Source organism: Bacillus songklensis (genome assembly GCF_042649685.1).
GTDB classification, from domain to species: Bacteria; Bacillota; Bacilli; order Bacillales; family Bacillaceae_H; genus Bacillus_BA; species Bacillus_BA songklensis.
The window spans coordinates 1-653 of the sequence record NZ_JBHRZT010000056.1; the positions used below are offsets into that span (position 1 = coordinate 1).

Here is a 653-nt window from a genome sequence, read left to right on the forward strand (position 1 = left end):
GGTAGCGTCAAGATTTTTGTGTAAGAGAGTATTCTCAGATACGTTTTTTAATCTTGGGGGAGGTTGTTTAGTTGTCTTACATGAGACTGAATATTCAGTCTCATGTAAGACAACTTAGTCTCCCTAGGCTCTGTTATTCATTAACAAAAATCGGTATTTCAGTATCTTTCTTCAAACATATCTTGAAGTGCCTTGTATGCCGTGGAAAATCCTCTCAGTTTTCTAGTGGACCATTTTTCATTAAAGTCCTGTACCGTTAAGAACGTGATTTTTTCTGCTGCTTCAATACTTGTTAGGCTGTTCATCGTTTTTAGTCGTTTACGAATATCTTTAATCGTTCGTTCAATCGCATTTGTCGTGTAGATGACACTCCGAATACTGGTTGGATATTTCATGAATGTTAGGAGGACATCTAAATCATGTTCCCAAGATTGGACTTCTCTAGGATACTTTTTCAACCATTTGTCTTTAAACTCATGAAATGCTTGAATGGCTGTGTCTCTTGTCATCGAGCGATAGACCAACTTCAAGTCTTCAGCTACTTCAAATTGGTCTTTTTTCCTTACCTTGTTTAACGTATTTCTTACTTTGTGGACCACACATCGTTGAACATCGGCTTTAGGATAGACGGCTTTAAAGGCTTCTTCAAGACC

At 37.7% G+C, this 653-nt stretch carries 1 protein-coding gene; it reads right to left on the reverse strand.

Translation table 11 applies throughout. The features are described 5' to 3' along the window. Nucleotides 1-158: 158 nt before the first annotated feature. A partial coding sequence (locus tag ACFOU2_RS14740; RefSeq protein WP_377916432.1) for a transposase occupies nt 159-653 on the reverse strand: 495 nt, incomplete at its 5' end.